Genomic DNA, 14,229 nt, shown 5'->3' with positions numbered 1-14,229 from the left:
TGCTAGGTCTCGATCGTTGATCGACAACCCCTGACCCGGATAGCCGACAGATATGAGATCCTTTCTCTCGTCCCTCGAGAAACGCAGGCTTCGTTGCTCTCACGGCAGGCCGCGTCTGCGTTGGCGGTCCTGTCTTTTCGTCACGGTCAATGCCGTGATCATTTCGCTTCTGTTGTTCGATGATCCTGTCGGCGGTGATCAAGTGCCGGCGGCCGTTCGCAGGATCGGAATGATGCTGACAGACTTCGGCAAATCCGATTGGATCATCATCGTCAGTGCCTTCCTGTTGTTCCAGGGCTGGGCCGCGTCGCGGACGGCGACAAACATCCGGCACCGCCTGCAGGCGCTGAGAATCAGCTGGATCGGCTGTTATCTCCTGACATCGATCGCGCTGTCGGGATTGGTCGCCAATCTCCTCAAGCGGGTGATCGGGCGGGCGCGGCCGGAGCATTTCCAGGACGAGGGAATCTTCTCCTTTTCGCCCTTTTCCGGCGCTTCCTTCGAAAGCTTTCCATCCGGGCACGCGACGACGATCGGTGCCTTCTTCGCCGCCTTCGCGCTGCTGTTTCCGCGCTATCGCTTCGCCTTCATCGCCTTCGCGCTGTGGTTGGGGATGACGCGGGTGATGGTGGGGGTGCACTATCCGAGCGACGTGATCGCCGGTCTGGCGCTTGGTGGGTGGTTCTCGACGATGATCGCCATCGTCTACGCACGCCACGATCTGCTGTTTCGTCCTGGCAGCGACGGCTGGCCCGAGCCCAAGCGGCTGTTTCCGTCAATAGAAAACCCGGCGCCTTTGGAGCGCCGGGCCTGGTCTGTCATAAAAGGCATGGTCAATCCATGGCGTGGATATCGCGGTCCTTGGTTTCCGGCAGGAAAATCAGGCCGATCAGAAGTGTGATCGCGGCGAAGATGATCGGATACCAGAGGCCGAAGTAGATGTCGCCGGTGGCGGCACTCATCGCGAAGGCCGTTGCCGGCAGCAGGCCGCCGAACCAGCCGTTGCCGATGTGGTAGGGCAGCGACATGCCGGTGTAGCGGATGCGGGTCGGGAAGAGTTCGACCAGCAGGGCGGCGATCGGGCCGTAGACCATGGTCACATAGAGAACCAGCACGAACAGGATGGCGATGGTGCCGATCCAGTTGACGCGGGCCGGATCGGCCGCCATGGCGAAGGTACCGCCGCCGGCGACATTGTAGACCGCCATGTCGGTGACACCGTTGGCCTCGTCCGCCGTCAGCAGCTTGGCCGCCACCAGCTTGTCGGCGGGCATGGTTTCCTTGGTGCCCGAGCGGATCGCGTCGGCGTTCAGGGCAAGCTCCGGATTGGCGGCGATGAAGGCGTCCAGCTTCGCGTCCGGTACCTTGATGGCGCCGCGGTTCAGCGGGTAGCCACCGTCATGGAGGGCGATGTTGACGCTCTTTTCGAAGGCCGCCGTCAAACCCTTGGCCTTGTCGCCGGCCGCGACGGCGTCGAAGCTGGTGATGGTTTCATTGCCGATCTTGACCGTTGCCGGCTGGCCGGCAGGGCCGGGGACCACGTCATAGGGCACCGAGTTCTTGGTCAGGAAGGCTGTCGCCACGTCGCAGGAACTGGTGAACTTGGATGTGCCTGTCGGGTTGAACTGGAACTTGCAGTCCGCCGGATCGGCCGTCACCGTTGCCCTGACGGTGGCCTGGGCTTCGGCGAGCGCCGGGTTGGCGGTCCAGGTCAGGGCCTTGAACAGCGGATTGTAGGTCACCGCCGCGATCAGCAGGCCGGCCATGATGATAGGCTTGCGGCCGATCTTGTCCGACAGGCCGCCGAAGATGACGAAGAAGGGCGTGGCGAGAATGAGGGCGACGGCAACCATGATGTTGGCCGCCTGCAGATCGACCTTCAGAACGTTCTGCAGGAAGAACAGGGAGTAGAACTGGCCGCCGTACCAGACGACCGCCTGGCCCATGGTGGCGCCGAGCAGCGCGATGATCGCGATCTTGGCGTTTCTCCACTGGCCGAAGGCTTCGGTCAGTGGCGCCTTCGAACCCTTGCCTTCCGCCTTCATCTTCTGGAAGGCGGGCGATTCGTTCATCCGCACGCGAATCCAGACGGAGACGCCGAGAAGGATGACCGAGACCAGGAACGGTATGCGCCAACCCCAGGCGGCGAAGGCTTCCTTGCCCATGATGTACTGGACGCCGACGATGACGACCAGCGACAGGAAGAGGCCGAGCGTCGCCGTGGTCTGAATCCACGATGTGAAGTAGCCGCGACGGCCGTTCGGCGCGTGCTCGGCCACGTAGGTGGCGGCCCCGCCATATTCGCCGCCGAGCGCCAGGCCCTGCAGCAGGCGAAGCGCGATCAGGATGATCGGGGCGGCGATGCCGATGGTGGCGGCACCCGGCAGGATACCGACCAGGAAGGTCGAGAGACCCATGATCAGGATCGTCACCAGGAAGGTGTATTTGCGGCCCACGAGATCGCCAAGGCGACCGAAGACGAGCGCGCCGAACGGGCGCACCAGGAAGCCCGCGGCAAAGGCCAGCAGCGTGAAGATGTTGCGGGTGGCTTCCGGATATTGGGTGAAGTAGGTCGCGCCGATATAGGTGGCGAGGGAACCGTAGAGATAGAAGTCGTACCACTCGAATACGGTGCCAAGCGAGGAGGCGAAGATGACCTTCTTTTCCTCCGATGTCATCGGTCCGGCTTTGGCGCCCCCGACGCTTGCGACATTTGCCATGTTCTGTCCTCCACAGAATGATCTGAACGCGGCGCGCGACCATACTCTCCTCAAAGCATACCCCTGGTCGCGGTTCGCCTGACGGGACTGTGACAGAAAAGCGGTTCATTACGGAGAGCGGCTTTGGGATTATGACTTTAGTCTAAGGCGTTGCAGTTCAAGGCTCTCCCGCCGCAGCGCCCTTCCGGGCACGAAAAAAGCCGGATGGCGGACCATCCGGCTTCTATCGTTTTCGCGAAGTGCTGTCTTAGGCGGCTTCGGTCGTGTGTGCCTTGCGGACTTCCTCGTCCGTCAGGATACCGCTTGCCCGCAGGAGGGCGGCGAAGCGGCCGTTGCTCTGGCTGAGCTCGTCGAAGCTGCCTTCTTCGACGACACGGCCGTTGTCGAGGAAGAGAACCTTGTCGGCCTCGCGAACCGTCGACAGACGGTGGGCGATGATGAAGGTGGTGCGGTTCTGACGAAGATTGTCGATCGCAGCCTTCACGCGGTTCTCGGTTTCAACGTCGAGCGCACTCGTCGCCTCGTCCAGCACCAGGATCGGCGCATCCTTGAGGATGGCGCGGGCGATGGCCACACGCTGGCGCTCGCCACCCGAAAGCCTGTTGCCGCGCTCGCCGACATGGGTGTCGTACTGGTCTTCGCGGGTCTCGATGAAGTCGGCGGCGGCAGCAGCTTCGGCCGCACGGCGCATGTCTTCATCCGAAGCGTTCTCCCGGCCGAGGCGAATGTTGTCGCTGATCGAGCGGTTGAGCAGGCCCGCGTCCTGGAACACGGTGGCGATATAGCGGCGCAACGACTTGCGGGTGATCTTCGTCGTATCGTGGCCGTCGACGAGGATCTGGCCGCTGTCGGGGTCGTAGACGCGCTGCAGCAGGTTGATCATCGTCGTCTTGCCCGAGCCGGTCGGGCCGACGATCGCAACCGTCTGGCCAGCCTTGGCGGTGAAGGACACGTTGTGCAGGCCCTGTGCCGTGTTGCCGAAGCGGAACGACACGTTGCGGAACTCGACTTCGCCCTTCACGTCGGTGATATCGGCATTGCCGGCTGGCTCTTCGCGGTCGCGGACCGAGTCCTCGAGCGTATAGAAGTCCTCGAGCTTGGAACGGGCCTCGAAAATCTGCGAGGCGAACTGGCGCATCTGGTCGAGACGCGAGATCAGCAGGTTGGCAAAGCCGATGAAGGCGATGACGTCACCGATGCGCAGCTCGCCGGCCTGCACCATCACGGTACCGATGACCAGAATGATCATCATGGCGATGGTCGAAGCCATGCGGTTCATCGCGCCGGCCAGCGCCCACCAGTCGAGAACCGGGTACTGGGCCTGCAGCAGGCGTTCGGTAAAGGACTTCAGCGCCTTGGTTTCGGCTTCGATGCGGTTGTAGCTGTGCAGCACCGAAACGTTGCTGATCGAGTCGCTGACATGCGAGAAGACCGTGTGATAGTGGTTTTCGACCGAAGCCTGGCCATCCTTGGTGCGGCTCATGACGAGACGGCCGATCATCCAGTAGGCGATACCAAGCACGACAAGCACGACGGACAGGCGCACGTCCATCGAGATCGCCGTCGGGATGAGGATGGCGATGGCAACGGCGGTCGCAAGGTGATTGCGCATGAATTCGAGCCAGAGGCCGAACAGCGTCTCACAGGCGCGCAGCAGCGTATGCAGGGCATTGGACGTGCCACGCTGATGATGCCAGGACAGCGGCATGGAAATGATGCGGCCGAAAGCCTCGGTCAGAAGCGTGGCGCGGCGGCCATGCGCCAGCCGGTCAGCCTCGCGGGCGACCAGCACGAAGGCGATGGTGTTGAAGACGGCGAAACCGGCCCACATGAACAAGATCGGCTTGACCTCGCCTTTGCCGGAAATTGCATCTATAATGCGGCCGAAAAGGATCGGCTCGGCGATGGTGATCGCTGCGAGCACGATGTTCGCGATAACGACCAGGGATACGCGGAACTTATAGGCGCCAAGATAGCGCAAAGCTCTTGCATAGACCTTGAAAAGCGACACGGCGACTTCCTTTTTTGCATCTGCGAAATAGCGGATGTTGCGATGCTACGAAAACCTATCTGAACTGGCGATTAACAAGGCATTCATTGTCGGAATTTCGCCGCCGCGCGATGCCGCATTTACGAGCGGGAGGCCAGATGTGGTAAAATTTCTTAGTGAAATAAAAAGGCCCCTCATTTAACCCTTGCGTTGTCGCGTCAAACTGGCACAACCATAAACGATATTCTGAGTTTTAATTTTAATTGCATCGATAACCGTTCGCTATCGGGGCAAATCCTGTCGCAGCGGCTTCCCTTGAGAGCCTGTGACGGGATGGGGGCATTTAGTGAATATTCATTCATTAATTCAATTGCTTGTCGTTCTTGAAGAGTGCCGGAAGCCGGAAGCGGTGGTCGCCGAGCTGAAGCACGTCATCCAGTCTTACGGCTTCGAGTTTCATGGCCTGCTTCGGTATCCCAGGCATAGCGAGGATCTGACCGGGGCGGCGCTCGCCAGCGACTGGCCCGAGGGCTGGCCGCAGGTCTATGTCGGCAAGAAATACATGCTGAGCGATCCGACGATCCGCTATCTGGCCTTCGCGCAGCAGCCGTTCCGCTGGAAGGACGGGCTGGCGGCCTTCCGCAAGGATCCGCATTACCGCCGAATGGAGCAGGTGATGTCCGCGGCATCGGGATACGGCCTGAAGGATGGCTACATCTTTCCGATCCATGGGAGAAGCGGCGTGCTCGGCTATCTGAGCGCCGGCGGCAAGCCCGTCGACCTCTCTCCGCTCGAGATCACGCTGTTCGATGCGATCGCCAAGCGGGCCTTCTGGCGTCTTCTCGAGCTGCGCGGCGAAGACGCTTCGGTGTCGGACGATCTACCGGGCGCCGACACGCGGCTGACGCGCCGCGAAATGGAAATCCTGCAGTATCTCGCCGAGGGAATGACGTCGGTCGAGATCGGGAAAATGCTGGAAATCTCGAACCACACGGTCGATTGGTACATGAACGGCCTGCAGGACAAGCTGAAGGCAAAAAACCGTCAGCATGCCGTCGCCGTCGCTTTCCGCCATGGGCTCATTTCGTAGTTTAGAGAAATTCAATTTGTCGTCATCGAGGAAATTGAACTTTCCGTGACAGCGCGTTAAGACTCCTTTCGCGGGTGCAGCAATGCCCGTTTAGATGCAGTGAGGAGACCGCATTTGCCCATTTCCAAGATCCTTGTCGCCAACCGTTCCGAAATTGCCATTCGCGTCTTTCGCGCGGCCAACGAACTCGGGATAAAAACGGTCGCGATATGGGCTGAGGAGGACAAACTTGCGCTGCATCGCTTCAAGGCGGACGAGAGCTATCAGGTCGGCCGCGGTCCGCATCTTGCGCGCGACCTCGGCCCGATCGAGAGCTACCTGTCGATCGACGAAGTGATCCGCGTCGCCAAGCTCTCCGGCGCCGATGCGATCCATCCGGGCTATGGCCTGCTGTCCGAGAGCCCTGAATTCGTCGATGCCTGCAACAAGGCCGGCATCATCTTCATCGGCCCGAAGGCCGATACGATGCGCCAGCTCGGCAACAAGGTTGCGGCCCGCAATCTGGCGATCTCGGTCGGCGTTCCCGTCGTTCCGGCGACCGAGCCGCTTCCCGATGACATAGCTGAAGTCGCCCGCATGGCCGACGAAATCGGCTATCCGGTCATGCTCAAGGCCTCCTGGGGCGGCGGCGGTCGCGGCATGCGCGCCATCCGCGATCCGAAGGATCTTGCCCGCGAGGTGACGGAAGCCAAGCGCGAGGCGATGGCCGCCTTCGGCAAGGACGAGGTCTATCTCGAAAAGCTCGTCGAGCGCGCCCGTCACGTCGAAAGCCAGATTCTCGGCGATACGCACGGTAATGTCGTGCATCTGTTCGAGCGCGATTGCTCGATCCAGCGCCGCAACCAGAAGGTCGTCGAACGCGCGCCGGCCCCTTATCTTTCCGAAGCGCAGCGCCAGGAACTGGCCGCCTACTCGCTGAAGATCGCGGGCGCCACCGGCTATGTCGGCGCCGGCACCGTCGAGTATCTGATGGATGCCGATACCGGCAAATTCTACTTCATCGAAGTCAATCCGCGCATCCAGGTCGAGCACACGGTCACCGAAGTCGTCACCGGCATCGATATCGTCAAGGCGCAGATCCACATCCTCGACGGCTTCGCGATCGGCACGCCGGAATCGGGCGTTCCCAAGCAGGCCGACATCAAGCTCAACGGCCATGCCCTGCAGTGCCGCATCACGACCGAAGACCCGGAGCACAACTTCATTCCGGATTACGGCCGCATCACCGCCTATCGTTCGGCGTCGGGCTTCGGTATTCGTCTCGATGGCGGCACCTCCTATTCGGGCGCCATCATCACCCGCTATTACGATCCGCTCTTGGTCAAGGTCACGGCCTGGGCGCCGGGCCCGTCGGAGGCGATCTCGCGCATGGACCGCGCGTTGCGCGAATTCCGTATCCGCGGCGTCGCCACCAACTTGACCTTCCTGGAAGCGATCATCACGCATCCAAAGTTCAAGGACAACAGCTACACCACCCGCTTCATCGACACGACGCCCGAGCTGTTTCAGCAGGTCAAGCGCCAGGACCGCGCGACGAAGCTCCTGACCTATCTGGCCGATGTCACCGTCAACGGCCACCCGGAGGCCAAGGATCGGCCGAAGCCGACGGCGGATGCCGCCGAGCCGGTCGTGCCCTACACCAACGGCACGACGATCAAGGACGGAACCAAGCAGCTGCTCGACACGCTGGGGCCGAAGAAGTTCGGCGAATGGATGCGCAACGAAAAGCGCGTTCTGATGACCGACACCACGATGCGCGACGGTCACCAGTCGCTGCTCGCGACCCGCATGCGCACCTATGACATCGCCCGCATCGCCGGCACATACGCGCATGCGCTGCCGAACCTGCTCTCGCTGGAATGCTGGGGCGGCGCCACCTTCGACGTCTCCATGCGCTTCCTCACTGAAGATCCGTGGGAGCGCCTGGGCCAAGTGCGCGAGGCGGCGCCGAACCTGCTTCTGCAGATGCTGCTGCGCGGCGCCAACGGCGTCGGCTACAAGAACTATCCTGACAACGTCGTCAAATACTTCGTCCGCCAGGCAGCGGCCGGCGGCATCGATCTCTTCCGCGTCTTCGACTGCCTGAACTGGGTCGAGAACATGCGCGTGTCGATGGATGCGGTGGCCGAGGAGAACAAGCTCTGCGAAGCGACGATCTGCTATACGGGCGACATCCTGAACTCGGCGCGTCCGAAGTATGATCTGAAGTATTACACCGATCTCGCCGTCCAGCTCGAAAAAGCCGGCGCGCACATCATCGCGCTGAAGGACATGGCCGGCCTGTTGAAGCCGGCCGCCGCCAAGGTATTGTTCAAGGCGCTGCGCGAGGCGACCAGCCTGCCGATCCACTTCCATACGCACGACACGTCGGGCATCGCGGCCGCGACCGTTCTCGCGGCTGTGGATGCCGGCGTCGATGCCGTCGATGCCGCCATGGACGCTTTGTCCGGCAATACCTCGCAGCCGTGCCTCGGCTCGATCGTGGAAGCGCTGCGCGGCTCCGAGCGCGATCCGGGCCTCGACCCGGAATGGATTCGCCGCATCTCCTTCTATTGGGAAGCGGTGCGCCATCAGTACGCGGCCTTCGAAAGCGATCTCAAGGGACCGGCCTCGGAAGTCTATCTGCACGAAATGCCTGGCGGCCAGTTCACCAACCTCAAGGAGCAGGCCCGTTCGCTCGGTCTCGAGACCCGCTGGCACGAGGTCGCGCAGGCCTACGCCGACGCCAACCAGATGTTCGGCGACATCGTCAAGGTGACGCCGTCCTCCAAGGTGGTCGGCGACATGGCGCTGATGATGGTGAGCCAGGACCTGACGGTCGCCGATGTCGTCAATCCGGCCAAGGACGTGTCCTTCCCCGAATCCGTCGTTTCGATGCTGAAGGGCGATCTCGGACAGCCGCCGTCGGGTTGGCCGGAGGCGCTGCAGAAGAAGGCGCTGAAGGGCGAGGCCCCCTATACGGTGCGTCCCGGTTCGCTGCTCGAGGATGCCGATCTCGATGCCGAGCGAAAGTCTATCGAGACCAAGCTGGAGCGCGAGATCAGCGATTTCGAATTCGCCTCCTATCTGATGTATCCGAAGGTCTTCACCGACTTCGCGCTGGCGTCCGACACCTACGGCCCGGTCTCGGTTCTGCCGACGCCCGCCTATTTCTATGGTCTTGGCGATGGTGAGGAGCTGTTCGCCGATATCGAAAAGGGCAAGACGCTCGTCATCGTCAACCAGGCGATGAGCGGCACCGACAGCCAGGGCATGGTCACGGTGTTCTTCGAGCTCAATGGCCAGCCGCGCCGCATCAAGGTTCCGGACCGCGCCCATGGCGCCACCGGCGCCGCCGCCCGCCGCAAGGCGGAGCCGGGCAATGCCGCCCATGTCGGTGCGCCGATGCCGGGTGTCATCTCCCGGGCCTTCGTCTCGGCCGGCCAGACGGTCAGCGCCGGCGACGTGCTGGTGTCCATCGAAGCCATGAAGATGGAAACGGCGATCCACGCCGAGAAGGACGGCACGATCGCCGAGGTCCTCGTCAAGGCCGGCGACCAGATCGACGCCAAGGATTTGCTGGTCACGTACGCGGGCTGATATCCAGCTAAAAAATTGAAAAAGGCGGCCTCGGAGCCGCCTTTTTCATGTCTGCTTCGTCGGGATGTCTGCCCTCAGATGTCGTAGGTGTGCGCGGCGTTGATCGTCGAGATGAAGCGCTTGGTGCGTTCGCGTTCGGGCGCGGTGAAGACATTGCGCGCGCTGCCGGTTTCGACCACGCTTCCCGCTTCCAGGAAGACAACGTCGTTGGCGATCTTCGAGGCGAGCCGGAGGTCGTGGGTCGCCATGACCATGGTCGTGCCTTCGCTGGCGAGACGCCCGAGGACGTCGACGACTTCGGCGGAGAGTTCCGGGTCGAGCGCCGATGTCGGCTCGTCGCAGAGAAGGACGCGGGGCGAGGGGGCAAGCGCCCGGGCAATCGCCACGCGCTGCTGCTGGCCGCCCGAGAGTGTCGAGGGCCAGGCATCGGCCTTGTGGGCCATGCCGACCTTCGTCAGGAGTTCCATGGCGCGGGCGCGGGCCTTTTCCTTCGGCCATCTGAGCACGGTCACCAGGCTTTCCATGACGTTTTCGATCGCCGTCTGGTGCGGGAAAAGCTGGAAGTTCTGGAACACCATGCCGGTCTGGCGGCGGATCTTCTGGATCGCCTGCCAGCTGGTCTTCTGGCCGGGCTTGAAGGTCAGCCTTTCCTCGCCGAGGCGGATCGTGCCCGCCGTCGGGATTTCCAGAAGGTTGATGCAGCGCAGCAGCGTACTCTTGCCGCCGCCCGATGGGCCGACGAGCGCGGTGACGCTGCCTTCGGGAATGCGGATGCTGATGTCCTTCAGGATGACGGCGTCGCCGAAGCGCTTTTCGATGTTATCAAGCTCGATCATGCGTTTGCCTCCAGCATGCCGCCATAGCGCGCAAAGCGGCGTTCGAGCCTGACCTGCAGGACCGAGAGCACCGAGCTCAGGGCGAGATAGATCAGGGCTGCCTCGATATAGAGGATCAGCGGTTCATAGGTGGTGGCGACGATGCGCTGGGCGGCCTGAAAGAGTTCCGGCACGGTGATGGCGGCCGCCAGCGACGTATCCTTGACCAGCGATATGAAGGTGTTGGACAGCGGCGGCACGGCGACGCGGGCGGCCTGCGGCAGGATGGTGCGGCTCATCGCCTGGCGCCAGCTCATGCCGATCGAATAGGCGGCCTCCCACTGGCCCTTGGGCACGGAGGAAATGACGGCGCGGATGATCTCGGAGCTGTAGGCGCCGATGTTGAGCGTGAAGCCGATGAGGGCTGCCGGGAAGGCGTCGAGCAGGATGCCGATGCTGGGCAGGCCGTAGAAGATGACGAAGAGCTGGACGAGTAGCGGCGTGCCGCGGATGATCCAGACGTAGAAGCGGGCGATCGCCCGCAACGGCGCCGGGCCGAAAAGCCGGGTAACGGCCGTCAGCAAGCCAAGGGCAAGCCCGAAGACAAAGGAAAGAAGCGTCAGCGGGACGGTGAACTTGATGCCGCCCCACAGGAGCGTCGGCAGCGAGTCCAACATCAATTGGAGCCAGTACGGCACGGGTATTCCCTTTCACGGGTTATGCGTTGACGTGGAATACCCCTCCCCAACCCCTTCCCACAAGGGGGAAGGTCGAAGAGGCCGTGCCGTTTGCGTAAAATGCGGTCAGCTGCGGCACTTATGCCGGATTTCGTCGGAGACCGCCCAATAAAAAGCCCCTCCCCGTTGCGGGAAGGGGCTGGAGGAGGCCGCCTGACGGCCTCGACTTACTTCGAGACGTCCTGGCCGAAATACTTGTCGGCGATCTTCTGGTAGGTGCCGTCGGCCTTGATGTCGACCAGCGCCTTGTTGATGGCTTCCAGAAGTTCCGGCTCGCCCTTGCGGATGATGATGCCGGAATAGTCGGCGTCTGCCTGCTGTGCCGCGATCTTGACGGGGGCGTCGGGCTTCTTCTTCTTGAAGTCGAGGAAGGACAGGCTGTCGTTGATGGTCGCGTCGGCGCGCTTGGTCAGAACCAGCTGGATCGACTGGTCGAAGCCGTCGGTGCCGACGAGTTCGGCGCCGGACTGCTCGGCGAGCTTGCCGAAGTTGCTGGTCAGCGTCTGGGCCGACTTCTTGCCCTTGAGGTCGGCGAAGCTCTTGATGCTGTCGTCGCCGTCGCGGACGATGAGGACGGCCTTCGAGACGATGTAGGGCTCGGAGAAGTCATACTTCTGCTTGCGCGCATCGGTGATGCCGACCTGGTTGATGACGGTGTCGTAACGCTTGGCGTCGATGCCGGCGATCAGGCCGTCCCACTTGCCCTGGACGAATTCTGGCTTGACGCCGAGCTTGGCGGCGACCGCTTCGCCGATCTCGACGTCGAAGCCGACCAGCTTGCCGCTGTCGTCAAAATAGGTGAACGGGGCGTAGGTGCCTTCGGTGCCGATCTTCAGCACGCCTGCCTGCTTGATGGCGGCGAGGTTTTCGCCGGCCAGCGCCGGCATCAGGGCGGCGGCCTGGATCAGGGCGGCGGTGGCGAGGGTCTTCAGGAGGTTCATATGTCTATCCAATTCACCAGATGTGTTCGATGGCGCGAAAATCGCAGAAAACTCGATGCCGCGATGCGTCAAAAACTGCAAAGAAAATCGGCAGCTGCGAATATTTTTCTCATTTATCACGGATTTGGTGTCGAGTGTTTCACAACGTGAAGCGACGCATGTTTGCATCCTGCTTGCGTGCACGTTTGTATCGGTTTATGCATGATTCAATCGATTTCAGATTGATCGGGCTGAAACAGGCATGAACACGAGCGAACTTCTGCTGCAGGAGCGCAAAAGCGTGATATCGCGCAAGCTGCAGACGCATGGGCGGGTGCTCGCCGCCGAGCTTGCGGCGGAATTCGGCGTGTCCGAGGATACGGTGCGTCGGGATCTGCGCGAAATGGCGGCGGCGGGTCTTTGCGAGCGGGTCTATGGCGGCGCGCTACCGGTCTCGCCGGCGGGCGGCAGCCTCACGCACCGCGCCGGTATCGCGCGCGACCGCAAGCAGGCGCTGGCGGCGGCTGCCGTTTCGCAGATCGCGCCCGATACGACCGTGTTCTTCGATGCCGGCAGCACCAACCTCGCGATCGCCATGGCGCTACCGATGGATCTGCCGCTGACGGCGGTGACAAACGCGCCGTCGATCGCCACGGCGCTGATCGACAAGCCGCTCGTCAACGTCATCCTGATCGGCGGATTGATCGACCGGCAGGTGGGCGGCGCGCTAGGGGCGAAGGCGATGCGCGACATGGAGCCGCTATCGCCGGATCTGTGCATTCTCGGCGCATGCGGCCTCGATATCGCGGCCGGCGTCACCGTCTTCGGTTTCGAGGATGCGGAATTCAAGCGCTTCGTCGCCGGCAAAAGCCGGCAGGTGCTGGTCGCGGTCACCTCGGACAAGTTCGGCACGGCCGCGCCGCATGGCGTGCTTGCGGCCGCCGACTGCGGTTGCCTCGTGGTCGAGCGCGATGCCGATGCCGCGATGCTCGCCCGCTATCGCGACCTTGGCTGCAAGACGCTGGTTGCCGGCGAAGCCGTATAGATATCGTTCAATGACATGCCGGACGAGGAGTGCCGGCGCCAGTGCATATGGGAAGAGACATGGATAATCACGTCAACGCGACGCTTCCGGCAAGAAGCGGCTACATCACCAGGAACAGGACGGCGGTGTCGCTGCTGTTTTTGATCAACGGCTTCACCGTCGGCTCCTGGGCACCGAAGATTCCCGAATTCGCCGAGCGGCTGGAGCTCAGCAAGTTTCAGCTCGGGCTGATGATCCTGGTGCTTGGGATCGGCTCGTTGACGCTGATGCCGATCGCCGGCGCGCAGATCGCCCGGCATGGATCGCGGGTCGTGTCGCTCGCCATGGCGGTCTGCCTGCTGCCCGGCCTGCTGGCGCTGACGCTGGCACCCAATGTCGTGACGGCAGCAATCGCGATCTTCCTGTTCGGCGGGTTCATGGGCGCCATGGACGTCGCCATGAACGCCAATGCCGTTGCCGTCGAGCAATCGATGCGGCGGGCGATCATGTCGTCCTGCCATGCCTTCTGGAGCTTCGGTGGCTTGATCGGCGCTGGCCTGGGCGGGCTGCTGATCGCCAATTTCGGCGTGTTCTCGCATGCCGTGGTCGCCACGGCTCTCGCGGCGATCACGCTTGCCGTTGCTTGGAACATGATCCTTGCCGATCAGCCGCATCCCGATACGAAGAAAGAGAAGACACGGCTGCCGATGGTTCCGCTGCCCTGGCTGCTCGGTCTCGTCGCGCTGTTTTCCATGATGCCCGAAGGTGCGGTTCTTGATTGGGGCGCGCTCTATCTGCGCGAGGAACTCGGTGCTTCGGTTGCGCTCTCGGGCTTCGGCTTCGCGGCCTTCTCGCTGACGATGGCGGCTATGCGCTTTGCCGGCGACCTCGTTCGTGATCGCCTTGGCGGCGTCAGGACGCTCAGGATATGCACCCTGTTCGCCATCGCCGGCATGCTTCTCGCAGGTTTCGCGCCAACTCCGGAGATCGCCATCCTCGGCTTTGCCTTCTGCGGCATCGGCATTTCCAACATGGTGCCGATCGCCTTCTCGGCGGCGGGCAACATTCCGCATCTGAAGGCGGGGATCGGCCTCTCCGTCGTCACTACCATGGGCTATTCCGGCATGCTGGTGGCGCCGTCGGCCATCGGCTTCGTGGCGGAGCATGTCGGCTTCTCGGTCGTGTTCATCGCGCTGCCGGCGCTTCTTCTCGTCGTGCTGGCGCTTTCCAATCTGGCGCGCTACGCCGACGGCATTTCCGGTGGTGGCCATTGAGGCCGCCGCCGCACAAAGTGATCAATCCCGCGGGTTGACAAGCGGGCGGTCATGATCCACCTGAAAGGCACGAAATTTAA

The 14,229-nt window shown here is 62.4% G+C and carries 9 protein-coding genes and 1 pseudogene; 5 read left to right on the top strand and 5 right to left on the bottom strand.

The window, feature by feature from the left end; genetic code table 11:
- Positions 1 to 52: 52 nt before the first annotated feature.
- A pseudogene (locus tag GGQ67_RS09890) lies at positions 53 to 772 on the top strand (phosphatase PAP2 family protein); the annotation flags it as partial.
- Between the two features lie 61 nt (positions 773 to 833).
- Here GGQ67_RS09890 and GGQ67_RS09885 read toward each other — a convergent pair.
- Together GGQ67_RS09885 and GGQ67_RS09880 are read right to left on the bottom strand one after the other, a co-directional pair.
- Positions 834 to 2,720, bottom strand: a complete 1,887-nt coding sequence (locus GGQ67_RS09885) for an MFS transporter (protein ID WP_183899986.1) — start codon at positions 2,718 to 2,720, stop codon at positions 834 to 836.
- Between the two features lie 247 nt (positions 2,721 to 2,967).
- A complete protein-coding gene (locus GGQ67_RS09880; RefSeq protein ID WP_183899985.1) occupies positions 2,968 to 4,731 on the bottom strand; it encodes a glucan ABC transporter ATP-binding protein/ permease in 1,764 nt (587 codons plus the stop codon).
- Positions 4,732 to 5,056: 325 nt separating this feature from the next.
- On the opposite strand from GGQ67_RS09880, the gene GGQ67_RS09875 reads away from it, so the two are divergent.
- Positions 5,057 to 5,800 (top strand): autoinducer binding domain-containing protein, encoded by a 744-nt coding sequence (locus GGQ67_RS09875; RefSeq protein WP_183899984.1) that lies wholly within the window; start codon positions 5,057 to 5,059, stop codon positions 5,798 to 5,800.
- A gap of 114 nt (positions 5,801 to 5,914) precedes the next feature.
- Entirely contained in the window at positions 5,915 to 9,379 is a 3,465-nt protein-coding gene (gene pyc / locus GGQ67_RS09870; RefSeq protein WP_183899983.1) for a pyruvate carboxylase, read from the top strand.
- Positions 9,380 to 9,453: 74 nt separating this feature from the next.
- On the opposite strand, the gene GGQ67_RS09865 is transcribed toward pyc, so the two are convergent.
- From GGQ67_RS09865 to GGQ67_RS09855, 3 genes are all read right to left on the bottom strand, one after another.
- Positions 9,454 to 10,215 carry an amino acid ABC transporter ATP-binding protein gene (locus GGQ67_RS09865; protein WP_183899982.1) on the bottom strand — a complete coding sequence of 254 codons (762 nt, stop codon included), beginning with the start codon at positions 10,213 to 10,215 and terminating at the stop codon, positions 9,454 to 9,456.
- Positions 10,212 to 10,892, bottom strand: a complete 681-nt coding sequence (locus GGQ67_RS09860) for an amino acid ABC transporter permease (protein WP_183899981.1) — start codon at positions 10,890 to 10,892, stop codon at positions 10,212 to 10,214. The genes GGQ67_RS09865 and GGQ67_RS09860 overlap by 4 nt, the downstream gene beginning before the upstream one ends.
- A gap of 206 nt (positions 10,893 to 11,098) precedes the next feature.
- Positions 11,099 to 11,872, bottom strand: a complete 774-nt coding sequence (locus GGQ67_RS09855) for an amino acid ABC transporter substrate-binding protein (protein ID WP_183899980.1) — start codon at positions 11,870 to 11,872, stop codon at positions 11,099 to 11,101.
- Positions 11,873 to 12,113: 241 nt separating this feature from the next.
- On the opposite strand from GGQ67_RS09855, the gene GGQ67_RS09850 reads away from it, so the two are divergent.
- Both GGQ67_RS09850 and GGQ67_RS09845 read left to right on the top strand, forming a co-directional pair.
- Entirely contained in the window at positions 12,114 to 12,896 is a 783-nt protein-coding gene (locus tag GGQ67_RS09850) for a DeoR/GlpR family DNA-binding transcription regulator (RefSeq protein WP_183899979.1), read from the top strand.
- A gap of 59 nt (positions 12,897 to 12,955) precedes the next feature.
- Entirely contained in the window at positions 12,956 to 14,149 is a 1,194-nt protein-coding gene (locus GGQ67_RS09845) for an MFS transporter (protein WP_183899978.1), read from the top strand.
- Positions 14,150 to 14,229: the final 80 nt, after the last annotated feature.

This window comes from Rhizobium metallidurans (assembly GCF_014196505.1).
GTDB lineage: Bacteria > Pseudomonadota > Alphaproteobacteria > Rhizobiales > Rhizobiaceae > Rhizobium > Rhizobium metallidurans.
Note: the sequence above shows the minus strand (reverse complement) of the source record. Positions and strands in the feature narration are given on the sequence as shown.